Source organism: Streptomyces sp. a15, from assembly GCF_059026085.1.
Window position 1 is genome coordinate 1 of the sequence record NZ_JBWLKM010000108.1, and the last position, 24,735, is coordinate 24,735.

At 72.1% G+C, this 24,735-nt stretch carries 14 protein-coding genes, 1 pseudogene and 1 riboswitch; of the genes and pseudogenes, 7 read left to right on the plus strand and 8 right to left on the minus strand.

All coding sequences use genetic code 11. From position 1 onward, the window contains the following. Positions 1–345: 345 nt before the first annotated feature. Positions 346–897 (minus strand): MarR family winged helix-turn-helix transcriptional regulator, encoded by a 552-nt coding sequence (locus tag AC5P09_RS46445; RefSeq protein ID WP_493879720.1) that lies wholly within the window; start codon positions 895–897, stop codon positions 346–348. Between the two features lie 154 nt (positions 898–1,051). On the opposite strand from AC5P09_RS46445, the gene AC5P09_RS46450 reads away from it, so the two are divergent. After that, on the plus strand, positions 1,052–2,323 hold the full coding sequence (locus AC5P09_RS46450; RefSeq protein ID WP_493879731.1) for an MDR family MFS transporter: 1,272 nt from the start codon (positions 1,052–1,054) through the stop codon (positions 2,321–2,323). A 22-nt stretch (positions 2,324–2,345) separates the two neighbouring features. Here AC5P09_RS46450 and AC5P09_RS46455 read toward each other — a convergent pair whose 3' ends face one another. Together AC5P09_RS46455 and AC5P09_RS46460 are read right to left on the minus strand one after the other, a co-directional pair. After that, entirely contained in the window at positions 2,346–3,995 is a 1,650-nt protein-coding gene (locus AC5P09_RS46455) for a SpoIIE family protein phosphatase (RefSeq protein ID WP_493879721.1), read from the minus strand. 221 nt (positions 3,996–4,216) lie between these two features. After that, entirely contained in the window at positions 4,217–5,596 is a 1,380-nt protein-coding gene (locus AC5P09_RS46460) for an NAD(P)/FAD-dependent oxidoreductase (protein ID WP_493879722.1), read from the minus strand. A gap of 373 nt (positions 5,597–5,969) precedes the next feature. Here AC5P09_RS46460 and AC5P09_RS46465 point away from each other — a divergent pair, with 373 nt between their 5' ends. Both AC5P09_RS46465 and AC5P09_RS46470 read left to right on the plus strand, forming a co-directional pair. Continuing rightward, positions 5,970–6,749 carry a TetR/AcrR family transcriptional regulator gene (locus tag AC5P09_RS46465; protein ID WP_266437205.1) on the plus strand — a complete coding sequence of 260 codons (780 nt, stop codon included), beginning with the start codon at positions 5,970–5,972 and terminating at the stop codon, positions 6,747–6,749. A 333-nt stretch (positions 6,750–7,082) separates the two neighbouring features. Continuing rightward, positions 7,083–9,083, plus strand: coding sequence for a sigma-70 family RNA polymerase sigma factor (locus AC5P09_RS46470; RefSeq protein ID WP_493879723.1), 2,001 nt, complete (start codon positions 7,083–7,085; stop codon positions 9,081–9,083). 31 nt (positions 9,084–9,114) lie between these two features. On the opposite strand, the gene AC5P09_RS46475 is transcribed toward AC5P09_RS46470, so the two are convergent. Continuing rightward, on the minus strand, positions 9,115–12,450 hold the full coding sequence (locus AC5P09_RS46475; RefSeq protein WP_493879724.1) for an ATP-binding protein: 3,336 nt from the start codon (positions 12,448–12,450) through the stop codon (positions 9,115–9,117). Positions 12,451–12,932: 482 nt separating this feature from the next. After that, positions 12,933–15,038, minus strand: coding sequence for an asparagine synthase-related protein (locus tag AC5P09_RS46480; protein WP_493879725.1), 2,106 nt, complete (start codon positions 15,036–15,038; stop codon positions 12,933–12,935). A gap of 727 nt (positions 15,039–15,765) precedes the next feature. Here AC5P09_RS46480 and AC5P09_RS46485 point away from each other — a divergent pair. The 4 genes from AC5P09_RS46485 to AC5P09_RS46500 all read left to right on the plus strand — a co-directional run bounded on the left by AC5P09_RS46485 (position 15,766) and on the right by AC5P09_RS46500 (position 21,005). Continuing rightward, a complete protein-coding gene (locus AC5P09_RS46485; protein WP_307675825.1) occupies positions 15,766–17,190 on the plus strand; it encodes an NsdA family TPR-like regulatory protein in 1,425 nt (474 codons plus the stop codon). A gap of 52 nt (positions 17,191–17,242) precedes the next feature. Continuing rightward, entirely contained in the window at positions 17,243–18,493 is a 1,251-nt protein-coding gene (gene lhgO, locus AC5P09_RS46490; protein WP_493879726.1) for an L-2-hydroxyglutarate oxidase, read from the plus strand. A 223-nt stretch (positions 18,494–18,716) separates the two neighbouring features. Continuing rightward, on the plus strand, positions 18,717–19,613 hold the full coding sequence (gene trmB, locus AC5P09_RS46495) for a tRNA (guanosine(46)-N7)-methyltransferase TrmB (RefSeq protein ID WP_493879727.1): 897 nt from the start codon (positions 18,717–18,719) through the stop codon (positions 19,611–19,613). Positions 19,614–19,664: 51 nt separating this feature from the next. Beyond that, positions 19,665–21,005: a PrsW family intramembrane metalloprotease gene (locus AC5P09_RS46500; protein ID WP_493879728.1), complete on the plus strand. Its 1,341-nt coding sequence runs from the start codon at positions 19,665–19,667 to the stop codon at positions 21,003–21,005. 43 nt (positions 21,006–21,048) lie between these two features. On the opposite strand, the gene AC5P09_RS46505 is transcribed toward AC5P09_RS46500, so the two are convergent. From AC5P09_RS46505 to AC5P09_RS46515, 3 genes and pseudogenes are all read right to left on the minus strand, one after another. Continuing rightward, positions 21,049–22,035 carry an aldo/keto reductase gene (locus tag AC5P09_RS46505; protein ID WP_493879729.1) on the minus strand — a complete coding sequence of 329 codons (987 nt, stop codon included), beginning with the start codon at positions 22,033–22,035 and terminating at the stop codon, positions 21,049–21,051. A gap of 162 nt (positions 22,036–22,197) precedes the next feature. Beyond that, a complete protein-coding gene (locus AC5P09_RS46510) occupies positions 22,198–23,244 on the minus strand; it encodes a M23 family metallopeptidase (protein ID WP_493879730.1) in 1,047 nt (348 codons plus the stop codon). 11 nt (positions 23,245–23,255) lie between these two features. Further along, positions 23,256–23,412: riboswitch (cyclic di-AMP (ydaO/yuaA leader) on the minus strand. 232 nt (positions 23,413–23,644) lie between these two features. Continuing rightward, a pseudogene (locus AC5P09_RS46515) lies at positions 23,645–24,485 on the minus strand (PP2C family protein-serine/threonine phosphatase); the annotation flags it as partial. Positions 24,486–24,735 lie beyond the last annotated feature (250 nt).

The following is a 24,735-nucleotide window of genomic DNA, read 5'->3' on the forward strand; positions in this document are numbered from 1 at the left end:
TTCCCGCTCTCGCGTTTCCCTTTCCGGCGGTTCCGACTCTATCAGATCCTTTCGGGCCTGATTCCCAGTCAGAGGGGTTTGTCTTCCCGGCTGTTGGGCCGTTCCGACGCCTCAACCTTAGCGGATCCTCCCGGCAGTTCCTAATCGAGCTGTCGGACCCAAATCGAATGGAATTCGGGCGCGCCGAATTCAATCCCGTTGGGAGATCGTGCTGGTGGTTGTGGTGCCGCTGATGCGGCGGAGGTGCTGCCGAAGAACCGTTACGGCTCCGTGGCAACCCGAAGAACTCTACGGATCGAGCAGGGGGCTGTCAAGCGCCGCCTGTCAAGATCTTTTTGGGTGGCATCAGCCCAGGTCGGTCAGGCGCCCGCCGGCGTCCGGCTGGGCGTGCTCCACCCTGCGCAGGAGGCGGGTGAGGACCTCGCCGAGGGCGGTGCGGTCCTCCTGGGACAGGTCCTGGAGCAGGTCCTCCTCGAAGACTGTGGCGAGGCGCATCGCTTCCAGCCACTTCTCGCGGCCCTCTGAGGTGAGCTCGACGATCACGCGGACGCGGTTGGACTCGTCGCGCTCTCGGGTGACCAGTCCCTCGGTGACCATGCGGTCGATGCGGTGGGTCATCGCGGCGGGCGTCAGGCCCAGGCGCTTGGCGAGGTCGCTGGGGCCCATGCGGTACGGGGCGCCGGAGAGGACGAGGGCCTTGAGGACTTCCCACTCGGCGTTGCTGATGCCGAGGGCGGCGGTCTGGCGGCCGTAGGCGACGTTCATACGGCGGTTCAGGCGGGACAGCGCCGAGACGATCTGCTCGATCTGGGGGTCGAGGTCCTGGAACTCGCGCTGGTATGCGGCGATCTGCTCTTCGAGGGTCGGCTCGCTGAGGCCGCCGGGGGTGTCGCCCATGGGTCGCAGTATGGCATGGGCTTGCTTGGCGTTGAAGTCCTTCGATGTGTACTGTTTAGGATCTAACTTTAGCTTCGAAGTCTTCATGGGTAACTACTGAAGACTCCCAACTAACTCGAGAGAGGTGAACGTGACCAGGGCGATGGGCGCAGCGATGCGCCGGATTCACGTGGGCAACGCACTCAGCGCATTCGGGCTCGGCTTCACCGTTCCCTATCTGTACGTCTATGTGGCGCAGGTACGGGGACTGGGTGCCATGACGGCGGGGTTCGTCCTCGCCGTCTTCGCCGTGGCGGCGCTGATCGTGCTTCCGTTCGCCGGGCGGGCAATCGTCCGGCGAGGTCCGCTGCCGGTGCTGCTCGTCGCTCTGGTCACCGCCGCGCTGGGGGCGCTGAGCCTGGGGCTCGCGAGCAACGCGACGACCGTGTTGCTGTCGGCGGCCGCGCTCGGGGCGGGGCAGGCCGTGATGCAGCCGGCGCTGGCGACGATGATCGTGGACTGCTCGACGGCCGACACGCGCTCGCGGGCCTTCGCGACGCAGTTCTTCCTGCAGAACCTGGGGCTCGGCGTCGGCGGGCTCATCGGCGGTCACCTGGTCGACACCACGCACGTCTCGTCCTTCACCCTGCTGTTCGCGATCGAGGCGGCGATGTTCCTGCTGCTGGCCGTGGTGATGGCGACCGTGCGGATGCCGCACTCGCCGCGTATCCAGGACGCGCCGGGGCGGTCGGGATCGGCCAAGGGCAGCTGGAAGCAGTTGCTGGGCAACCGGGCCATGGTGCAGCTGTGCGTGGTCGGCTTTGTGCTGTTCTTCGCCTGCTACGGGCAGTTCGAGTCGGGGCTGAGCGCGTACGGCGTGGAGGCTGCCGGGATCTCGACGTCCGCCCTCGGTATGGCTCTGGCCGCGAACACCGCGATGATCGTGGTCGCGCAGTTCGCCGTACTGAAGTTCGTGGAGCGGCGGAGGCGGTCGCGGGTGATCGCGGCCGTCGGGCTGATCTGGGCCGTGGCATGGGCCACGGCGGGATACGCGGGGCTCGGGCACGGCAGCCAGGAGATGGCCACGGCCGCGTTCGTGTCGACGTACGCGCTGTTCGGGCTGGGTGAGGCGATGCTGTCTCCGACGGTCGCGCCGCTGGTCGCGGATCTTGCACCGGAGGGGATGGCGGGGCAGTACAACTCCGCGTTCGCGCTGGTCAAGCAGCTTGCTTTGGCGGTGGGGCCGGCGGTGGGCGGGCCCATGGGGGCGTCGCTGCACGCGCCGTACATCGTGACGTTCCTGCTGTTCTCTCTGGGGATCACGGTTTTGGCGGTCCGGTTGGGGCGTCAGCTCACGGCCGTGCAGGATCAGCCGTGGCGGGCGCGGAGCCGGGTGGTGGCCCAGGGTGGCCCGACTCCGGCGGATCAGGCACGGGCAAGCGCCTGACGTAGAAGGTCGCGAACGCCGTTCACTTCGCGGCCCCCGGCAGCCCGAACTCGCACCACACCGCTTTCCCGCCGCCCGGCGTCCGACGGGAGCCCCAGGCCGAGGCGATCGTCGCCACGATGGCGATGCCTCGGCCGGACTCGTCGCCGGGTTCCGCGCGGCGCCGGCGCGGGAGGTGATCGTCGCCGTCCGTGACCTCGACGATCAGGCGGCGGTCGGTGCGGCGCAGGCGCAGCCGCATCGGGGGTGTGCCGTGTTGCAGGGAGTTCGCGACCAGTTCGCTGACCGCCAGGACGCCCAGGTCGTGCAGTTCCACCGGGAACCGCCAGCTGGTCAGGACGCCGGAGGCGAAGGCACGCGCGCGTGGGGCCGCTTCCACGCCGCCGAGGAGTTCCAGGGCGGCGTTGCGGAAGAGCTCGCTGTCGGGGCCGGTGTGGGCGGGGTGCTGGAGGACCAGGACCGCCACGTCGTCGTCGTGCTCCGCCGTCACGCCGGCCGCTCGGACCAGGCGGTCGCAGACCACCTGAGGGGTGCCCGTAGCTCCGGACAGGGCTCGTTCCAGCGAGGCGATGCCCTCGTCCAGGTCCTCGTTGCGGCGTTCCACCAGGCCGTCCGTGTAGAGGACGGCCGTGGAGCCGGGGCCCAGGGCGATCGAGCCCGAGGTGTGCATCCAGCCGCCGGTGCCGAGGGGCGGGCCGGTCGGTTCGTCGGCGCGCTGCACGATCCCGCTCTCGTCGCGGACGAGGATCGGCAGGTGGCCGGCCGAGGCGTACACCAGCCGGCCCTCGTTCGGGTCGTGGATGGCGTACACGCAGGTGGCGATCTGGTTGGCGTCGATCTCCATGGCGAGGCCGTCCAGGAGCTGGAGGATCTCGTGCGGGGGGAGGTCGAGGCGGGCGTAAGCCCGGACCGCCGTGCGGAGCTGGCCCATGACCGCGGCCGCGCGCACTCCGCGGCCCATCACGTCGCCGATGACCAGGGCCGTGCGGCCGCCGCCGAGGGTGATCACGTCGTACCAGTCGCCGCCGACCGCGGCCTCCGTGCCGCCGGGGTGGTAGGTGGCGGCGATGCGGAGGTCGTCGGGTTGTTCGAGCTCCTGGGGGAGCAGGGAGCGCTGGAGGGTTACGGCGGTTTCGCGCTGGCGTCGTTCGCTGGCTCTGAGGCGTTCGGCGGCCTCGGCGTGGTCGGTGACGTCGGTCGCGAAGATGAGAACGCCGCCGTCGCCCTCGGTCACCGGGGTGCAGGTGAAGGTGTACGAGCGGCTGTCGGGGGCCTTGCGGGACTTGACCGTGCGTAGCTTGCCGCTGCGCAGGACCTGGTCCAGGAGGGGGAACAGGCCGAGCGCGTCGAGCTCCGGGAGGGCTTCGCGGGCCGGGTCGCCGGTGGGGCGGGGGCCGAAAGCGGTGACGTAGGCGTCGTTGACGTAGGCGAGGCGGTGGTCGGGGCCGTGGACGAGGGCGACGAGGGCGGGGACGCGGTCGAGGACCTCGCGCACCGGGAGTTCGTCGACAGCGGGCACGGGCGGTGCCCCGTCGGCGAGTTGTTCGGCGCGGGCCGCGGGTACGGAGCCCGCGCCGTCCGAGCGCAGGTCCGGGGTGACCGGGTGGTCGGTCCGCGCTGCGGCGCGGCGCTGCGTTCCGGGGAGCCGGGCGCTCCAGCGCGTGAAGTTCACGAATCCTTGCCTCGTGTCGTCGTCTGCGGCGTCTGCTGCCGGCTCCGGACCCGGCCGGGGGTCTTGGGGGTGGCACCCCGGGGTTGCGGCACTGGGGAAAGCCTCGTGGGTTCGAAGGGCGGGGGTCTGTCCGTCCAAGGTCGGGGACCAGTCTGGCAGGGCGGCCGCCCGGGTCGGCATCCGTCAGACGCCTACCCCGCGGCCGGAGTTCCTCGGTCCGGTCAGGACGACCCCTTCGGGTCGTTCTTCGGGTCCTGAGGAGGCTTTCCACCGGCCGCGAGTTCGAACTCCGCTCGGGGATGTTCGAGCGATCCAAGGGAGACGATCTCCCTCTTGAAGAGTCCTGACAAGGTCCATTCCGCCAGGACGCGGGCCTTGCGGTTGAAGGTGGGCACCCTGCTGAGGTGGTAGACGCGGTGCATGAACCAGGCAGGGTAGCCCTTCAGCCTGCGTCCGTAGACGTGCGCGACACCTTTGTGCAGTCCCAGGGAGGCGACCGAGCCGACGTACTTGTGGGAGTACGTCTGAAGGGGCTCGCCCCGCAGGGAGTGCGCGATGTTGTCGCCGAGGACCTTCGCCTGGCGGAGCGCGTGCTGGGCGTTGGGCGCCGTCTCCTTGCCGGGTTCCCCGGCCGTGACGTCGGGGACGGCGGCGGCGTCTCCGGCCGCCCACGCGCGCGTGGTGCCCTCGATGGTCAGCTCGGGGGTGCATTTCAGCCGACCTCGTTCGTTCAGCGGGAGGTCGGTCGCGGCGAGGAGCGGGTGGGGTTTGACGCCGGCCGTCCAGACGACCGTACGTGTGGGGAAGCGGGCGCCGTCGCTGAGGACGGCCACGCGGTCCGCGCAGGATTCCAGGCGGGTGTTCAGGCGTACGTCGATGTTGCGGCGGCGCAGTTCGGTGACCGTGTAGCGGCCCATCTCCTCACCGACCTCGGGGAGGATGCGGTCCGATGCCTCGACGAGGATCCACTTCATGTCGTCGGACTGGACGTTGTGGTAGTAGCGCGCGGTGTAGCGGGCCATGTCCTCCAGCTCGCCGAGCGCCTCCACACCGGCGTAGCCGCCGCCGACGAAGACGAAGGTGAGGGCCGCGTCGCGGACGGCGGGGTCGCGGGTGGAGGAGGCGATGTCCATCTGCTCGATGACGTGGTTGCGCAGGCCGATGGCCTCCTCGACGGTCTTGAAGCCGATGCCGTGCTCGGCGAGACCGGGGACGGGCAGGGTGCGCGAGATCGAGCCGGGGGCGAGGACGAGTTCGTCGTACGTCAGCTGCTGCGCGCCGGTGCCCTCCTCGTCGGTGGCGAGGGTGGTGAGGGCGGCGGTGCGCTTGGCGTGGTCGATCGAGGTGACCTCGCCGACGACGACCCGGCAGCGGTCGAGGACGCGGCGCAGCGGTACGACGACGTGGCGGGGGGAGATGGAACCGGCGGCCGCCTCGGGGAGGAACGGCTGGTAGGTCATGTACGGGTCGGGTGTGACGACGGTGATCTCGACGCCGCCCCGCGCGAGTTCCCGTTTCAGCGTCCGTTGGAGTCGCAGGGCGGTGTACATCCCGACGTAGCCGCCGCCGACAACGAGAATGCGCGCACGTTCCTTCACCATCCCATGACGCACCCGGCGCTTGCGTTTGTCCACAGGCTCGACAATTTGTGTGACCGCGAGTCGGGCGCGCCCGGGGTTGGCCGATTCACCGGAGTGCCGGGAAGGGGCGCAGGTCAGCGGGTGTGTGCCGGGCGGCCGGAGGGGGCGCAATCGGGACGTATGCGGCCCGTACTCCGATCGGGGGGCGCTCCGTGCGGAACGTCCCCCTTCTGAATTGACCCCCACTCAACTATGTTCGTGTGTCAACGGGGTGTAGGGGGATGCGCCTTCGGGTCCGCGACGGGCGGGTCCGGGAAGCAGGTCTGTTCCGTTCGCTCCGGCTTTCAATGGCGGGGAGTCTCCGGGGGGAGACGTCATTACCGGGGGATCACTTATGCATGTTCAGGACTCTCATTGGTCGTCCGCGTCCACCATCGCACCCGGTGGCGGGGCGATGGGCGGACCGTTGGGCTCAGCGATGAGCGCGGCGACGGGCAACGGACGCGCGGACGGTGGGCGTACGACGCCGCTGCGCGTGGACGCACAGCGCAATCTGGAGCACGTACTGCGCGCGGCGCGCGAGGTCTTCGGCGAGCTGGGGTACGGCGCGCCGATGGAGGACGTGGCGCGGCGCGCGCGGGTCGGTGTCGGCACGGTGTACCGGCGCTTCCCGAGCAAGGACGTCCTGGTGCGGCGGATAGCCGAGGAGGAGACCTCCCGGCTGACCGACCAGGCGCGTGCGGCGCTCGGTCAGGAGGACGAGCCGTGGTCGGCGCTGTCGCGCTTCCTGCGGACGTCGGTGGCCTCGGGCGCCGGGCGGCTGCTGCCGCCGCAGGTGCTGCGGGTCGGTGTGGCGGACGAGGGTGCGCCGGAGGGCGCGCGGGTGCCGCAGCAGCGGACGCAGCCGGGTGCCGGGGAGCTGCGGCTGGTGGCGGGGGACACGGTGCTCTCCGCGGACGACGACCCCGGGGCGGCGGCGCTGCTCGAGGTCGTGGGCCAGCTCGTGGACCGGGCGCGGGCGGCGGGCGAACTGCGGGCCGACGTGTCGGTGTCGGACGTCCTGCTGGTGATCGCCACGGCGGCGCCCTCGCTGCCGGACGCGGCGCAGCAGGCCGCGGCCTCGGCACGGCTGCTGGACATTCTGCTGGAGGGGTTACGGTCGCGACCGATGTGAGGACGGTCGTCGTCCGGCTGCTCCGGTTCCGCCGGGTTCCGCCGATGACTCGTGACTCGTGACTCGAAAAGGTGACGGTGAGGTGTGGGTGCTGCGGCGCCCGCGCCTCGGTCACTGCCCGGGAATGCGCCGGGCAATTCGGGCATGCCTCTCAAGTGCCGCCTTCAGAAGGTCTATTGAGCCTTCCCCGAACGAGTGAGCGCTAGTACTGCATTGCGGGAAGTCCCCACGGACGAGTGGAGGGTCCGTACGCCTGGGTCCTGAACAAAAGCCAATATGGCACGCTGACCCGGTGTTCGGGACTGGTGGAGCAGGCGGCGGGGGCTTTCCGCGATGAGCTTTGACGGGCGGGACGGGTCACTCGGTGACGACGACGCGGAGGCCGGCGGCGCGGCCTCGCCGCAGGTACCGAGCCAAGGGGGACGGGCCGGTGTCCCGCACGGCGGCGAGCCGATGGGGGCCGAGCGGGCCGAGCCCCTGGTGGCCGGCATCCCGGCGCAGGCCGGCGAGCCCGTCGAGGGCAGCGTGCCGGCGCAGCGCGACCGGCGCGAGGACAGCGGCATCCTGCCGCCGCCCAGGGAACTGCCGCCCTCTGACGCCGACCTGATCGAGCGGATGCGCTCGGGCGACGACACCGCCTACGAGGCGCTCTACCGGCGCCACGCGGACGCGGTGCGCCGCTACGCCCGCACCTGCTGCCGCGACGGCCACACCGCCGACGACCTCACCGCCGAGGTGTTCGCCCGGATGCTCCAGGCGGTGCGCGGCGGCTCCGGCCCCGAGCACGCCGTACGCGCGTATCTGCTCACCACCGTCCGACGGGTGGCCGCGAGCTGGACGAAGTCCGCGAAGCGGGAGCAACTGGTCGACGACTTCGCGGTGTTCGCCGCACAGTCGGCGCGGATCTCCCACCCGTCCGACAACGACACACTGGACCTGGGCGCCGATGTGCGGGCGATGCACGAGGCCGAGCAGTCCATGGCCATGCGGGCCTTCCGGTCGCTGCCCGAGCGGTGGCAGGCCGTGCTGTGGCACACGGAGGTCGAGGACGAGTCGCCGAGCGAGGTCGCCACGCTCTTCGGCCTCGACGCCAACGGCACCCGGGTGCTCGCCAGCCGGGCCCGCGAGGGCCTCAAGCAGGCCTACCTCCAGACGCACGTCAGCGTCGCCCTCGCCACCGACGAGGAGTGCGCGCGCCACGCCGACCGGCTTGGCGCCTATGCCCGAGGCGGGCTGCGCACCCGTGCCGAGCGGGGTCTGCGCAAGCACCTGGAGGAGTGCGCCAAGTGCCGGCTGGCCGCGGGCCAGATCAAGGAAGTCGCCGGCGGTATCCCCGCCGTCGTACCGATCGCGGTCATCGGCTGGTTCGGCGCCGCCGGGTACGCCAAGGCGGCCGGGCTCATCGCCGGCGGTGCCGGGGCGGGCGCGGCCGGGGCCGCGGGGGCGGCAGCGGCGAGCGGCGGCTCTTCCGGCGGGGCGGGCGCCGGTGGCGGTGCGGCGGCCTCCGAGGGGCTGGGCGCGGCCGTGAAGGCCGGTATCGCGGCCGGTGTGGTGGCCGTGGCGGCCGCCGCGGTGGCGCTCGCGCTGATCGGCGACGACAGTCCGCCCAGGAAGCCGGACGCCAAGCCGCCCGCCTCCACACCGGCGCTCGACCCCGCGAGAAACACGCCCGCGCCACCGGAGAAGGAACCCCGGTCGGCACCTCCGGTGATCGCGGCCGCACCCATCCCGACGCCCACACCGACCCGGACGACCCCGAGCCCCACGCCCACACCTACGCCCACCCCGAGCCCCACGCCCACCCCGACTCCGACGCCCACACCGCCGCTCACGCCGACCCCGACCCCCACGCCTACGCCTACGCCCACTCCCACGCCGGCCCCGACGCCTCCGCCCGCTCCGGCCGTCTACCAGTGGAGCGAGCTGTCGTACGACATCACCGGCGACGGCACCGAGCCCGAGATGCGGATCGGCCAGAGCAGTTGGGTCTGGCAGCGGTACGGCGTCTCGATCGCCGACCGGCAGTATGCGCGCGGCGTGACCGTGCACGGCCACTCCTCCGTGACCGTCGACCTCAACCGCGACTGCTCCGCCTACGACGCGATGGTGGGCGTCGACGACATGACGGCGGGGCTCGGCAAGGTCTACTTCTCGGTTTACGCCGACGGAGTCCGGTTGTGGCGTTCCGGGATGATCAAGGGCGGGGACGCGGCGGTGCCGGTCCATGTGAACCTCGCCGGGCGCGAGACCGTACGGCTGGTGGCGGAGCCGCACAGCTACCTCGACAACCTGGCGCTCGCGGACTGGGCGGAGTCGAAGTTCACCTGCTCCTAGTGCACCTGCTCCTAGTTCGGCTGCTCCGGGTTCACCTGCTCCGAGGACGTACGGCGAGGTGGTCGCGCACTGCCTCGCCCAGGTCGCTCAGGACCTCGTCGACGGTGAGAGCCACGCCTCTGGCGTGCTCCGTCTCGTACGGCCCGGTGCCCAGGGCGGCCAGGGCGGCGGCCTCGGCCCGCTCGGCGGCCGCCCGCTCCGGCATGGGGCGCGGATGGCCGCCGCGCCAGTGCTCGCCGGCCGCGAGCAGACGCACCGCGCGCGGGTGGTCGCCGAGCCGGGACAGCAGGTCCGCGGCACTGTCCACGACCGCCGCCGTGACCACGTCGGCGCACCGCTTCTCCACCGCCTCGCGCAGCGTGCCGAGCACCTTCGGCAGTCCGTGCTCCGGGCCCGCCTCGGCGGCCGTCAGCAACCCGTCGACCAGGTTCAGCATCGCCGTGAACTGGGGCGGCGGCGTGGCCCGCGCGGTGGCCGCGCAAGCCGCCTCGTGCAGTCGACGGGCTCGGGGAATGTCCTCCTCGTCCAGCGCGATCAGGGTGCGCAGCAGCAGGACGAACGCCCGGGAGTCCGGTACGCCGTACTGGTCGGCGGCGTCACTCGCCTCGTCCAGCACGGCCAGCGCGGCCTCACGGTCGCCCGATCGGTAGGCGATCTCGGCGAGCCGCGCCAGGAGGAACGGCGTCTCGGTGTGGGCGCCCACCTCGTGGGCGAGCCGCAGCGCCTCCTCGTACTCCCCCTTGGCCTCGTCGAGCCGCCCGCGCGACATGGCCGCCTCCCCCGCCGCGCTGCACACCTGGGCCCACAGCCAGCGGTCGCCGACACGTCTGCTGAGCGCCCGCAGCTCCACGAGGTCGTCGTCCACGCCGGGCATACCGCCCGGTGCGTCGACGACCATGTGCGTACGGAACATCAGGATGACGCCGAGCTCCCAGTCACCGCCGTGGGTACGGCAGTTGGCGACCGCGGTGTCCATGATGGGTGCCGCGTCCACCGGGTCGCCCAGGAAGACGTCGGCCAGTGGCCAGGTGAGGCCCGGCATCCGGGCCGCCTCCGGGCCGCCCTTCTCGAAGAAGTCCCGCACCCGTCCGACGTACCTCCGCATCCGCTCGTCCGGCAGCCCGTACATCGTCTCGGTCTCGGCCCTGAGGAAGAGGTGCAGCATCCGCAGCCGCATCCGCAGGCTGTGCAGCGGGTGGTGCGCCTCGCCGTCCGGGGCGGAGAGGAAGGCGTCGACGGGGTCGGGGGTGGGCAGGGCGGCCAGGAAGGAGGCACGGTCGTCGCCGCCGACGGTGTCCAGGGCCGCGCCGAGACGCAGGACCTGGTCGCACCCTTCCATGCCCTCGTGGCGGTAGTTGCGCAGCCACCAGAACCAGCCCATGGCGAGGACGAGGGCTCCGGCCTCCTCCTCGGCGCCGACCGTCAGCGCACGGTGCAGGGCCGCGCGGATGTTGTCGAGCTCGGTCTCCAGGCGGGAGATCCACGGGAGTTGCGCGGCGGAGCGCAGCCGGGGCTCGGCCTCCTCGACCAGCGCGCGCACCCACGCGCGGTGCCGGCGCTCGGCCGCGGCGCGCAGGGCCGGGGACTCGGCGGCGCGCTCGACGGCGTACTCGTGGATGGTCTCCAGCATGCGGTACCGCATGCCGTCGCCGTCGGGGCGGCGGCGCGGGGTGGCCACGATCAGGGACTTGTCGACGAGCGACCCGAGCAGGTCCGCGACCCGGCCGGTGCACACGGCCTCCGCCGCGTCGAGCTCCCAGCCGCCGGCGAACACGGACATCTCGCACAGCACCGTCCGTTCCGGTTCGTCGAGCAGGTCCCAGGACCAGTCGACGACCGCGCGCAGGGTCTGCTGGCGGGGCAGGACCGTACGGCTGCCGGAGGTCAGGAGGCGGAAGCGGTCGTCGAGGCGGTCGGCGATCTGGCGGGGCGTGAGCAGCCGCAGCCGGGCCGCGGCCAGCTCGATGGCGAGCGGCAGTCCGTCGAGCCGGCGGCAGATCTCCGCGACGGCCTCCTCGTCGCCGAGTACGCCGGCCGCGTCGGGACGGACGGCGGCCGCGCGCTCGGCGAAGAGGCGGTGCGCCTGATCGGGGAGGAGGGGCTCGACCGGGCGGACCGACTCGCCGGGGATGCCCAGGGGTTCGCGGCTGGTGGCGAGGATGGTGAGCCCCGGGCAGTGGGTGAGCAGCGTCTCGGCGAGTTCGGCCGCTGCTTCGATGACATGTTCGCAGTTGTCAAGGATCAGGAGTGGGCTGCGCGCGGCGCAGTACTCGATGAGCAGGGCGACCGGGTCGTCCTGCGGGGCCGTCAGCTCGCTGGTCATGAGCACGGTCTCGCGCAGACCGAGCGCGCTGACCACCGCGCCTGGCACCGCCTCCGGCCGGTCGAGCGGGGCGAGCTCGGCCAGCCATGCCTGCGGGAGCCCGGCGGCGGCTTCCTCGGCGAGACGGGTCTTTCCAGAGCCGCCCGGTCCGGTGAGGGTGACGAGACGGGCCCTGTGCAATTCGGAACGGATGGCGTCGAGTTCGGGTTCCCGGCCGACGAAAGATGTCAGACGGGGGCGGAGGTTGCCGGTGCGACCGGGTAGTTGAGGGCCCGGTAGTTGGGGGCCGGGTAGTTGGGGGCGTGGTGCGGCGGTCGGGGATGCCGCGAGCAGTTCGGCGTGCAGGGCGCGGAGTTCCGGGCCGGGGTCGGTGCCGAGGCCGTCGGCGAGGGCGTGGCGTGCGGTGTCGTAGGCGGCGAGGGCGTCGGCGGCGCGGCCGGTGTCGCGCAGGGCGCGGATGAGGAGGACGTGCAGCGGTTCGTCGTACGGATGCGCCGTGGTCAGTTCCTTCAGATCCGGTACGGCGTCCTGGGCCCGGCCGAGCTGGAGGTGCGCCGCGATCCGGGTGCGGGTCGCCTCCAGGCGCAGTGCCTCCGGGCGGGTGGCGGCGGCGGTGCGGTCGGGGAGGTCGGCGAGGGCGGGGCCGCGCCACAGTGCGAGGGCGGCGTCGAGGACTCGGACGGCGGTGGCGGCGTCGCCGTGGGTCAGGGCGGTGGTGCCCTGGCGTACCAGGCGCTCGAAGACGAAGAGGTCGACGTCGTCCTCGGTCGCGGCGAGTCGGTAGCCGCCGGGGTCGGAGGTGACGGCGTCCTTGCCGATGCCGGGGGTACGGCGGAGGCGGGCGACGAGGGCCTGTAGGGCGGCCGGGGCGTCCTGGGGCGGGGCGTCGGTCCACACCTCGTCGATCAGGGTGTCGGGGGTGGTGACGCGGCCGGGGCGGAGGGCGAGGGCGGTGAGGAGGGCGCGGAGGCGGGGGCCGCCGAGGGGTACGACGGTGCCGCTCTCGTCCTCCGCCTGGGTGACGCCCAGGATTCTGTACCGCACGGGGTCATTGTCGCCGGGGTTGCTGTGCGGGGCACGGGGTTTCGGTGCGGGTCGATTGCGGGGCACGGGGTTTCGGTGCGGGTCGATTGCGGGGCACCCGGCGTTGGTGCGGGCCTCGCTGGGGGCTCCGCCCCCAGACCCCCGGCCTATGCCCACCCACCACCCGACTCGGTCGGCCAAGAAGTGACCCGCTCAGGGGATGCGACTCGGTGGGACAAGAGGTGAACCGCGGGCCGCTCGACTCAGTGGGACGAGAAGGGACCCGCAGGCCGCTCGACTCGGTCAGACGAGAAGCGAACCGCAAGCCGCCCCACCCGGCGGGACGAGAAGGGACCCGCACGCCGCCCCACCCGGCGGGACCCGGAGCCCGGCGCTGTGTGTGCCGCCCGGCGGGACCCGAAGCCCGGCGCTGTGTGTGCCGCACGCGGCTCACGGAGTCCAGCGCCATGTGTGGCGCCCTCGGTTTGCGCAGGTAGGTGGTCTTACGCCAGCGCCGCCCCGCCGGAGGCGCCCGCGCCCAGGGCTCCCTTCTGCGGCCTGATGCCCGCCGGTACCGCACGCGCGCGTGCCGGGGTGCCTGTCCAGCAGGTGCCTCGGCGGGAGAGGAGGCGGCCCAGCCACAGCTCTAGGGAGACCAGGTCGGCGAGGCCGTCCAGGGGGAGGGGTTCGCCCTCGGCCGCCGCGCGGAGGGCCTTGCGGACGACTCGGGCCTCCACCAGGCCCGCCTGGGCGAGCAGCGGGTTGCCGAACAGGGACATCAGGGAGTCCGCGGCCACCCGCAGGCCCGTGCGGGCGGCTGCCGCGGAGGAGGCGTGGGTCGGGGCACCCCAGCCCGGGGGGAGGTCGGCCACGCCGGCGCCCTCCAGGACCGTACGCAGGATCGCCGCCCGGGCGCCCGGCTGGACCCGCAGCGCCTCCGGGAGGGCCCGGCAGGCGCGGACGACCTGGTTGTCGAGGAAGGGGGCGTGCAGGCGTTGGAAGCGGATCTCGGCCGCCTGTTCCAGGACGCGGAGGTCCGCCGCCGTGCGGGCGAGGGCTCCGCGCGCTCGGAAGTCGCCGGGGCGCTGGCCCGGGCCGACCCCGGAGCGGTGGGTTGCGCCCTGGAGGCGAACCGATACTTCAGCAAGGGCCTCGCCGGTGAGCCAGCGCGCCGCCGGGCCCGGTCTGGCCCAGGCGAGCGCGGACAGGGACGCCCCCACGGCACCTCCGGGTTCGTCGAAGCGGCGCTGCATGAGGCGGTCGGCGAGGACCTCGAGGCCGGTGCGGTAGGGCGTACGGGCGAGGCGGCGTGCGGCGCCGTACACGCGCGCGGGGACCAGCACCGAACCGTCTGCCTTGGCAAGCGCGGCGACGGGGCGTACGAGGTGGCGGCGTTTGCGGTCCATCAGGAGGTCCGCGAGACGGGCCGGGTGGGCGTCCAGGACCTGGCGGGCGCCGTAGCCGGTGAAGTGGTCCGCGCTGCCGGAGGCGAGGCGGGCGCGGTGGCGGGCGGCCGTCACCAGGCACGGGCCGGGTTCGTCGGTCAGGGGGCCGTCGAGTTCGGCGTACGGGAGGGTCTCCTCGCCGCCGGTCACGACCACGTGGTGCAGGCGCGGGTTGGCCGCGAGGGTGCCCGCCCGCTCCAGCTCGGACTCCCGGCCGCCGACGGCCAGGTCGTTGAAGGTGACGGCCAGCAGCCGCTCCCCCGCGCCCGTGCCGTGTCCCAGCACCGTGCCCGGCATGCCCGGGAGGCCGGCGGCGAGCAGGGCGAGGGTTCCCGAGGCGGGACCGCCGGAGAGGTCGGCCCCGATGCCGGGAACGGGCATCCCGCGCGCGGCACGCCGTTCCGCGGGGCCCATGCCCGGGACCGGGCCGGGGTCGATGTCGGCGCCGGGGACGTGGCGAGGCGCGGACAGGCGCACGCGTACCGCCTCCACCAGCGCGTCCCGTACGGCGTCCACCGCGCGGTCGGGGTCGGCGGAGGGCGCCGCCACCGCGAGGGAGGCGACCTGCTCGTAGCCGGCGATCTCGCGCGCCCCGGTGCGCAGGATCAGCGCGTGCCCCGGCGGAATGCGCCGTACGCCGTCGTAGGGGGTGGAGTCGTGCAGCGCGGCCGGTACGTCGGGGGCGGCGAGCAGCGCCGCGAGGTGGCCGTAGTCGAGGTTGGCCTCGATGAGGTCGGCGAGCGGGAGTGCGGCCGTGGCGTAGGCGGTGCCGCCGGCCCAGGGGGTGTGGAACACGGGCCGTGCGCCCGCCAGGTCGCCGCAGACGGTGATCCGGCGGCCCACCTGGACGACGGCCGTGTAGCTGCCCGGCCAGGCCGTCAGATGCCGAAGTGCCCCTCCGCGCGCGGCGAACAGCCCGACTCGCAGCTGCTCGTCGGTCGCGCCGCAGATGCCGAGGACCGCGATCCGGGTCTGCTCGTCGGCCTTCACCACGCGCACCTCGTCCGGGCGCCAGTCGCCGACCGCCCACAGCGGATCGGGGTCGCCCCACAGGAGGTGGGAGCCCACCGGATGCAGGGTCTCGCCGTCGTGTCCGACCGCACCCGCGGAGCCTGCCTCGACTGCTCTCGCGGCGGTGCTGCTCCATCCCACCAACCACCGCATGGACGCCTCCACAGGCTGTGGACAACCAGTGCACCGTACGAACTCGGCACCATGCTGCCATGAAGAACGCGCACCGGAGAGGCGGTGGGGCCGCTTGTGCTCCCCGGAATGCGCCCCGGCGGAGACTCGCGCATCGCGTCGAACACCCGGGCGAGGCAAGGAGATCGCGGGGCGACGGCACAGTGATCGCGGACGTACGGCAGAATGACTGCGACGCGAATGCGCCCCCGATTCGCTCCCCCAAAACACCCTGCGCGCCCTCAAGTTCCATGGTGAGAGGGCTGCGGACCCGTGCAGGGGAGGGTCGATTTTCGGCCAATTCGGCGTCAACGGAACGGCGTTGCCCACGCTCCGTACATGCTCCGCCCACCGCCCGGCGAGCGCGCAGCCCGGGAGACGGAGTTCGCCCCCCGGGCCGTTCCGCCGCCCGCGGGGATGTAGGCGGCGGTGTCCCCCAGCCCACTGGATCCAGTACAGCGGGCCGACCCACGCACGGCCCATGGAACCGCTCCCGCGATGGCCAAAGAAGAGCGCACACCCAGGCGCACGGCCACACAGCGGGAGCACGACGCAACTACGCGTATCGGACCCGCACTTCAGTACGGACCACAATCCCGCCATCCGGAACAATGCCTCTTAACGCTTGGGATGCGGCGAACTACGCTGGGTTTACGAATGCCGCATGGTTATGCCAGCGCGGCAGCCGTCTGTGTCGAGGGGTGGCGCAATGTCCAGGGAGCAACGCGGGCCGAACGAAAAACTCGGCGCCGTTCTCGCCCTCGCGGGAATCAGCAACGCAGGACTCGCCCGACGCGTCAACGACCTTGGCGCTCAACGCGGGTTGACTCTTCGCTACGACAAGACCTCGGTGGCGCGCTGGGTATCGAAGGGCATGGTGCCGCAGGGTGCCGCGCCGCACCTCATCGCCGCCGCCATAGGGCAGAAGCTCGGCCGCCCGGTGCCGCTCCACGAGATCGGCCTGGCGGACGCGGATCCCGCACCCGAGGTGGGCCTCGCCTTCCCCCGGGACGTCGGACAGGCGGTGCGCTCGGCCACGGAGCTGTACCGACTCGACCTCGCAGGACGCCGGGCCGGCTCCGGCGGCATCTGGCAGTCGCTGGCCGGATCGTTCGCAGTAAGCGCATACGCAACGCCCGCCTCGCGGTGGCTGATAACCCCGGCCGACAGTTCGGTGGCGCGCGAGGTGAACCCCGCCGAGGGCTCCGGCGCACCGCTCAAAGTCGGCCACAGCGATGTGCAGAAGCTGCGGGAGGCCGCGGAGGACGCCAGGCGCTGGGACTCCAAGTACGGAGGCGGCGACTGGCGTTCGTCGATGGTGCCCGAGTGCCTGCGCGTGGAGGCGGCCCCGCTGCTGCTCGGCTCCTACTCCGACGAGGTCGGCAGAGCCCTCTTCGGGGCGAGCGCCGAGCTCACCCGACTCGCCGGCTGGATGGCCTTCGACACCGGCCAGCAGGAGGCCGCGCAGCGGTACTACATCCAGGCGCTGCGGCTGGCCCGTGCGGCAGCCGACGTCCCCCTCGGGGGCTACGTCCTGGCCTCCATGTCCCTCCAGGCCACCTACCGCGGCTTCGGCGACGAGGGCGTCGACCTCGCCCAGGCCGCCCTGGAGCGCAACCGGGGCCTGGCCACCGCCCGCACCATGAGCTTCTTCCGGCTCGTCGAGGCACGCGCCCACGCGCGCGCGGGTGACGCCCAGGCGGCCGGCGCGGCCCTGAAGGCGGCGGAGGGCTGGCTGGAGCGGTCTCGCGAGGGCGACAATGACCCGTCCTGGCTCGGCTTCTACTCGTACGACCGGTTCGCCGCGGACGCCGCCGAGTGCTACCGCGATCTGAAGGCACCGCGCCAGGTCCGCCGCTTCACCGAGCAGGCCCTGTCGAAGCCGACGGAGGAATTCGTACGCTCGCACGGGCTGCGCCTCGTCGTCTCGGCGGTCGCCGAGCTCGAGTCCGGCAATCTCGACGCGGCATGCGAGCAGGGCGTACGGGCGGTGGAGGTCGCCGGGCGCATTTCCTCGGCGCGTACCACCGAGTACGTGAAGGACCTCCTGCACCGGCTGGAGCCGTACGGCGACGAACCGCGCGTGGTCGAGCTGCGGGAGCGGGCACGGCCGCTGCTGATGGCGCCCGCCTGAGCCAGGGACACTCCGTCCGCCTCCCGGGTTTGAGCGCATTGTCAGTGGCGCAGTGCACTATCGAAGCCGGGAGGTGGTGCAGGTGGCGCGGCAGGTGCGGGAGCTCGCGTACGACTGTGACGTGCTGGTGGTCGGCGGCGGGATCGTCGGCCTGTCCACGGCGTATGCGATCACGCGTGCCGCGCCGGGCACGCGGGTGACGGTGCTGGAGAAGGAGGCCGGGCCCGCCCGGCACCAGACCGGGCGCAACAGCGGGGTGATCCACAGCGGGATCTACTACCGGCCCGGCTCGCTCAAGGCGCGGTATGCCGTCCGGGGTGGCGCCGAGATGATCAAGTTCTGTGCGGAGTACGACATTCCGCACGCCGTCACCGGAAAGCTGATCGTCGCGACCGACCGGGCCGAGCTGCCGCGGCTGCACGCGCTCGTGCAGCGCGGCCGGGAGAACGGGATCTCGGTACGGGAGCTGGGCGCCGCCCAGATCGGGGAGTACGAACCGGAGGTGCGCGGGCTCGCCGCGATACACGTCGGGACGACGGGGGTGTGCGACTTCGCCGAGGTCGCACGGCGGCTGGGCGAGGCGTCCGGGGCGGAGATCCGGTACGGGGCGCGGGTCGTACGGGTGGATCGGCGGCCGGAGCTCGGGGTGGCCGTTCGGACGGCGGGCGGGGACGTCGTGCGGGGGCGGGTGCTGGTGAACTGCGCCGGGCTGTACTGCGACGAGGTCGCGCGGATGACGGGGGACAAGCCGGGGATGCGGATCGTGCCGTTCCGGGGCGAGTACTACTCGCTGGCGCGGCCTGCGCTGGTGCGGGGACTGGTGTATCCGGTGCCGGATCCGGCGTTTCCGTTCCTCGGGGTGCATCTCACGCGCGGGATCGACGGGGGTGTGCACATCGGCCCCAACGCGGTGCCGGCGCTGGCCCGGGAGGGGTACGGGTGGGGGGTGGTCCGGCCTCGGGAGGTGGCTGGGACGCTGGGGTGGCCGGGGGCCTGGCGGATGGCTCGGCGGCACTGGCGGTACGGGGCGGGGGAGCTGCGGCGGTCGGTGTCCAAGGGGGCGTTCGTGGAGGCGGTGCGTCGGTTGTTGCCGGCGGTCGAGGAAGGGGATCTGGTGCCTGCGGCAGCGGGGGTGCGGGCGCAGGCGGTGCTTCGGGACGGCTCTCTGGTCGACGACTTCCTCATTCAGGAGGGGGCGCGGGCCGTGCACGTACTGAACGCACCTTCGCCTGCGGCGACGGCTTCGCTACCGGTGGGGCGGGAGGTGGCTCGGCGGGCGTTGGCGGCGCTGCCGTCTGTGTGACGGTGCGGGGCGCTGCGGCCGCGCTCGCCGCAGGGCTGTTCTCGCCCCCGCCGCCCCTTCCCGTCCCGTCCCCAGGGGCTGCGCCCCTTCGACCCCGCTGGGGCTGCGCCCCAGACTCCCTTCGGCTCGAAGGCCTCGTCCTCAAACGCCGGACGGGCTGAAAGGGGCCGGGCGGGACTGGGTAGTAGCGGCCCAACCAGGGGGTCGTAAAATTGGGCTCACTGTGTCTGAGTCGCTCAATGTCCCCGAAACCCGCCAGGTCCCGCACCCGCCCGGGGCCTCCGGTCGGCATGTTCGGGCCAAGGGGGAACCGCGGTTTCCCGATGGTCCGAGTGCTGATCCCGCGGGGTCGCACTTCGAGCGGCGGATTCGGAGTTTTCAGCCTCGGCGGAGTCGGGTGACGGCCGGGCAGGCGGATGCGTTGCAGCGGTTGTGGCCCAAGTGGGGGCTCGACATCGACGGGCAGCGGGTTGTCGATCTCGGTGAGCTGTTCGGGAACGGCAATCCCGTCGTGCTCGAGATCGGGTTCGGGATGGGCGAGGCCACGGCCCGCATGGCCGGTGCCGACCCGGGCACCAACATCCTCGCCGTGGACGTGCACACCCCGGGGCAGGGAAATCTGCTCAATCTCGCCGATCAGAACGGCCTGTCCAACGTCCGCGTCGGCAACGGCGACGCCATCATCCTGATGCGGGAGATGCTCGCCCCGGACTCCCTGGCCGGTCTGCGCCTGTACTTCCCCGACCCCTGGCCCAAGAAGCGGCACCACAAGCGGCGGCTGATCCAGCCGGAGTTCCTCGACCTCGCCGCGACCCGGCTCGGACCGGGGGCGATCGTGCACTGTGCGACGGACTGGGAGCCGTACGCGGAGCAGATGCTCGAGGTGCTCACGGCGCACCCCGGCTTCGAGAACACACAGCCCGGGGGCGGTTTTGCGCCGCGTCCCGAGTTCCGGCCGCTGACTCGTTTCGAGGGCCAGGGACTGGAGAAGGGACATGTCGTGAACGACCTGCTCTTCCGCCGCGTAGAGCACGGCGTAGAGCACCTCGTAGAACAACGCACCGAGCAACCTTCAGAGCAACGTGTAGCGCACAAGGACCAGCCCCCCACCGGCGCCTGAACCCCCCTCTCCCCCTGCGGACGGCGCCTCTGCCTCGTTAGGGTCAATGCCGTGGCCACCGTTCCCCCCTACCCGACGCACCCCGGTGATCCGACCGGCGGCGCACTGCGGCACGCGCACTGGTGGCACAAGAAGTGGGTGCGTTACGGCGGGCTGAGCACCCTGCTCGCACTCTCCGGGCTCGTCATCCTCGCCCTGGTACGCGAACAGACCGGCACGGAGGGGTTCCTGGTCGGGCTCGGACTCGCCGTCCTGCCCGTGCCGCTCCTCATGACGGCCTTCCGCTGGCTCGACCGGGTCGAGCCCGGCCCCTGGCGGAACATGCTGTTCTCCTTCGCCTGGGGGGCCTGCGCGGCGGCGCTGATAGCGATCATCGCCAACAGTTTCGCGACGAGATGGATAGCGACGGCCACGGCGGACCCCTCCAGCGCGGACACCCTCGGCGCGACCGTCATAGCGCCGGTCGTGGAGGAGTCGGCCAAGGCCGCGGCCGTTTTACTCGTCTTCCTCTTCCGGCGCCGTGACTTCACCGGGATCGTCGACGGGGTGGTGATAGCCGGGGTCACCGCCACCGGCTTCGCCTTCACCGAGAACATCCTCTACCTCGGCACCGCCTTCGGCACCGACCAGCTCACCGGCGACACCGGGATCGCCTCCGTCACCGCGGCGACCTTCTTCGTGCGGATCATCATGTCGCCGTTCGCGCACCCGCTCTTCACCGTCCTCACCGGCATCGGCTTCGGCATCTCCGCGCTCTCGGCGGAACGCCACCACCTGCGGCGCGTCCTGCTGCCGCTCTCCGGGCTGCTGCTCGCGATGGGCATGCACGCGATCTGGAACGGCTCCTCGACGTTCGGCGAGTACGGGTTCTTCGCGGTGTACGCGGCCTTCATGGTGCCCGCCTTCGGGCTGCTTACCTGGCTCGTCATCTGGACCCGGCAGCGTGAGCTGAAGACCGTGCGGGAAGAGCTGCCCGCGTACGCGGTGGCGGGCTGGCTGTCGCCGACCGAGCCGTACGCGCTCGGCTCGATGCGGGCACGGCGGCTGGCCCGCGATTACGCCCGCCGGCACTTCGGTCGGCCCGCGGCGCGGGCGGTGGCGCAGTACGAGGCGTACGCGACCTCGCTGGCCTTCCTGCGGCATCGGGGGCGCCGCGGGCGGGCCGAGGCCGACTTCGTCGTACGGGAACGGGAGCTGCTGGCCGAGCTGTGGTGGCGCCGGGACGTGGCGCGCCCCGCGCTGGACCACGCGGCCCGGGCAACGGCACCGCCCGTGGCGGTGACCGCGCCGCCGTGGCCGGTGTACGGGGTGTACGGGTATCCGGCGGGGCCTGCCGCGTATCCGGCGGTGCCGTATCCCTCCTACAGCTCCTACAACCCGTATCGGACGTAATCAGGAAGCGCACCGCCGGACACCGAGAAGTGCGCGCCGGAGATCAGGCCGACGCCTCCGTCAACCGCGCGACCTCCGCCTCCGTCAGGGTCAGCTCCGCCACCCCCACCAGCGCCGGCAGCTGTTCTACCGTGCGGGCGGACGCGATCGGCGCCGCCACCGTCGGCCGGGCCGCGAGCCACGCCAGGGCGACCGTGGCGACCGGCGCGTCGTGGGACCGGGCGATCTCGTCCAGGGCGGTGAGGACCTTCCGGCCGCGCTCGGTGTCGAGGTGCTTGGCGGCGCCGCCTGCCCGCGGGCTGTCGACGGTCGTGCCGGGGCGGTACTTGCCGGTGAGGAAGCCGGAGGCGAGCGCGTAGTACGGGACGGCCGCGAGGCCGGAGCGCTCGGCCAGGTCCTGGAGGTCGCCCTCGTACGTGTCGCGGGAGACCAGGTTGTAGTGGGGCTGGAGGGCGACGTACCGCGCCAGGCCCTCCCGGTCGGAGAAGGCGAGGGACGCCTCGAGCCGCTCCGGGGAGATGTTGGACGCGCCGATGTACCGCACCTTGCCCGCCTTCACCAGCTCGTCGAGCGCGCCGATGATCTCCTCCACCGGCACGTCCGGCTTGTCGAAGTGGGTGTAGTAGAGGTCGATGTAGTCGGTGCCGAGGCGCCGCAGGGAGGCGTCGGCGGCGGCCTTGATGTTGGCGGCGGTCAGGCCCTGGTACTCGGGGTGCTGGCTCACCTTGGTCGCGATCACCACGTCCGCGCGGTTGCCGCGCGCCTTGGCCCACTTGCCGATGACGGTCTCGGACTCGCCGCCCCGGTGGCCCTCGACCCACGCCGAGTAGGAGTCGGCGGTGTCGATGAAGTTGCCGCCCGCGGCGGCGTACGCGTCGAGGACGGCGAAGGAGGCCGCCTCGTCGGCGGTCCAGCCGAAGACGTTGCCGCCGAGGGACAGCGGGAAGACCTCGAGGTCCGAGGAGCCGAGCTTGCGAAGCGACAGCGAAGAAGAGGGAGACGGAGAGGAAGACGGAGAGGAAGAAGTCATACTTCACCTCAACGGCCGCACCGGATCCCGCGATTCCATGGTCACCCGCAAAAACCCCGTAAACAAAAGCCCCGTAACCACTGACCGCCCCCGCACACTGACCGGCAGCCCTGACGTCGGGGGGATGCCGTCAGGACCGCCGGGACTCGGGTAACACGACGGTCAGGGGTTGAGGCCCTTGCTCCGCAGCCACGCCATCGGGTCGATCCCGGAGCCGGAACCGCCGGTGTGGACCTCGAGGTGCAGATGCGCCCCGGTCACGTTCCCCGTCGCACCCACGCGCCCGATCACGTCACCCGTGTTGACCTTCTGGCCGACGCTGACGCTGATCGAGGACTGGTGGGCGTACCAGATCTCCGTGCCGTCATCGAGGGTGAGCACGGTCTTGTAGCCGTACGACCCGTCCCAGCCGGCCTGCGTGATCGTCCCGGTGTGGACGGCCTTGATGAGCGTGCCCGTGGGCGCGGCGAAGTCGAGGCCCGTGTGGTAGCCGGAGGACCACAGCGAGCCGGCCTGACCGAAGGTGGAGGTGACCGTGTACGAGGAGGTCGGCAGCGCGAACTGCTTGGCCAGCTCGGCGAGGCGCTCGGCCTCGGCCTTCTTCGCGGCCTCCTCCTCCGCCTTCTTCTTCGCGGCGGCGGCCTTGGCCTTGGCCTCCTTCTCCGCCTTGGCGGCCGCGTCGGCGGCCGCCTTTTCGGCCTCGGCCACGGCGTCAGCCGCGGCCTTGCTCTCGACCTGGTCCTGCTGCTGCTCGGCCTGGGCCATGATCCGGGCGCGCAGCACCTCGCCGGCGTCGGCCGTGCTCTTCTCGGTGTCGGCGGCGGCCACGCTGACACTGCTGAGCGCGGTGCCGGAGTCCTCGGCGGCGTCCGAGTCGTCGGAGATGAGGGAGCCCACGTTGGGCAGGTCGGGCATGGAAATCGACACCGGCGGCTTGCCGGTCTGCGCGCTGGCCATGCCGCCCGCGCCGACAGCGGCTATGACGCCGACGCCGAGGACGGTGGAGCTGCGGGCGAGTCCGCCGCGCGCGAGTCCGCCGCGCTGCTTGGCGACGCGATGCCGGCCACGTACGGGTGGGAGGGACTCCTCGGTGGGATTCCACTCCGTCCAGGGGCCCTCGTCGGTGCTGTAGGTGCCGTAGCCGAAGGTCTCGGTCTCGCGCTGGCTCGGCACGGACGGGGCTTCTGGGGCAGGCCGGTTGGACGCCACGTGGGCGTGCTCCTTTCCTTCCTTCTCGCCTACCGGGTTAGCTGACGGGTTCGGAGCAGGAAGGTCTCCTACGCGCGTATACCGGCCGTGAGTTCACGGTGGTATCCGCGCGATTCACCCCAATTGGTGGTTCCCCGGTTCCCTTGCGGGATTCGGCGCGTGCGCACGGAGCCGACTCTTGTGACGGCTGGGACGACCGCGCTGCGTTATCGAACGTTAATAGACGCGGGGCCTGGATTCCAAGCTGTTCCTCTTGATCATTAACCTTTCCGCGCAGGACTTACGGCCCACGACCGGCAAAAACGGGCGAGTTGACCCAGCCTCAGCAACCCCACAGGCACTGACGGTGCGTCAGTTGTTATGCGGAGGGCGCTCATCCGATCACCCCTCGTAACAACGGCCGCGCCTCGGACAGCCCGTCGGTGTACAGCAGCAGCGTGGCCCCGGCCGGGAAACCGGTCTCGTCGGCGCGGTCGGACCAGCTGCCGAGGTCGCCCATGCCGAGCGGCAGCGCGGCCTCCCGCGCGAGCAGGCAGCGCACGGTGCCGTCGGCGTGCAGCAGGAGCGGCGGCGGATGCCCCCGGTTGACGATCCGCACCACACCGTCCCCGTACGGAAGCTCGGCCGGCACAGCCGTCGTGAACCCCTCGAAGGCCTCGATCCCGTCCCGCCGCGTGCCCTCGCGTGCCAGCGCCCGCTCCAGCCTCCCCCAAGCTCTCGGCTTCGCTCGAGCCCGGGGGCACATCGCCGACGACGAGCCGGACGCCGTACGAACTGTCCTGGACCGCATACAGATCACCGCCGATGAAGGCGTCCGCCTGGGCCGCCTCGTACCGGGCCGCGATGTCGAAACCGCCGATGCGTCCGGCGGGCTCGGGCAGCACCGCGCGCTGGGTGGCCTCGGCGATCCCGCGCGCGGAGGCGAGGCGCCCCTCGCCCCGGCGTACGACACGGTTGATGACGGCGGCCAGCACGGCGACCTTGGCCACGGTGACCACCTCGGTGACCGTGTCGGCGTCCGCGGCGAACCCGTACCGGGCATGGACCGCGTACGCGGCGATCAGGGCCACACCCCCGGTCACGACGGTGCCGCTCAGCGAGTAGACCGGCGCGGCGACGAGCGGGGCGGCGGTGAAGAAGGGGATCGCGGTGAAGGCGTGCGGGGTGAGGAGGTCGTAGAAGACTCCCCCGACGATCAGCAGGACGGGGAGTACCTGGAGAACGACCCGCAGGCTGGAGATGCGGCGCCCTCCTCCGCGTCACCAGGCCGCACCACTCGTCTCCCCCACGTACGTCCGGTCCCGTCACCACTGCACCCAGGTTTCCCGGAGCGGGGGCGGGGGCGACCGGTGAGGGCCGACCGGATGACCGGCGTGCACATCCGACGTACACATACACCGAGGGCCGGAACCCATTCTGGATTCCGGCCCTCGGCCTTCAGTAGCGGGGACAGGATTTGAACCTGCGACCTCTGGGTTATGAGCCCAGCGA